The sequence below is a fragment of the Mesorhizobium sp. M7A.F.Ca.US.006.04.2.1 genome (genome assembly GCF_004022915.1).
GTDB lineage: Bacteria > Pseudomonadota > Alphaproteobacteria > Rhizobiales > Rhizobiaceae > Mesorhizobium > Mesorhizobium ciceri.
Map to the genome: position 1 here is coordinate 1 of NZ_RZQA01001547.1, position 628 is coordinate 628.

Genomic DNA, 628 nt, shown 5'->3' on the forward strand with positions numbered 1-628 from the left:
CTCGGCGATCATGTTGTTGACGGCATTGCCGCCGCCGCCGCCGACGCCGATAACGGTGATCTTGGGTCTCATCTCGGAGATTTCGGGCTTCTTGAACTCGGCCATGCCTGTTTCTCCTTCGTCAATTGCGCGCGCTTCACGACCCACCCGCAGACTGCCTTGGGCATATTGCAATCGAGCGGCATGACGCGAATCAGTCCGTTGCGATGGGTACCCCAAAAAGCCAGACAGCGGCCAGAGGTGCAAGTGCATGCGAGGTCAAGATTTGTGATGACCGTTTTGCACAGCGTGGCTCGGGCGCTGCGTGCGCCAGATCTTACCGCAGCGAGCTCGCCGCTCCCGCCGATAGCGGCTGCGCGCTGGTTTACCGGCTCGTGCTTGGCATTCCGCCCTCCAACCTCTATGTTGCGATCGCAGATCGCGCAATTGGTTTTGAAATGCCTCCCGACATACCAGCTAGTGACTTGAAAAAATAAGGAAAAGCGCTTGGCGACAGCCACGTCTGTTTTCCTAAAACTCACCAGCTATTTTTACCAGGGACGTGCGGCCGGTCAGGCTGCGGCACCTTCGAAAACCAGAGGTTTTAAATTGAGCGATGCAATTGCGGACGTTTTGAACTGGCTTGAAA

General features: G+C 56.5%; 1 pseudogene. It reads right to left on the minus strand.

Annotated features, from left to right (window positions below):
• A pseudogene (locus EN925_RS38655) lies at positions 1 to 105 on the minus strand (cell division protein FtsZ); the annotation flags it as partial.
• Positions 106 to 628: the final 523 nt, after the last annotated feature.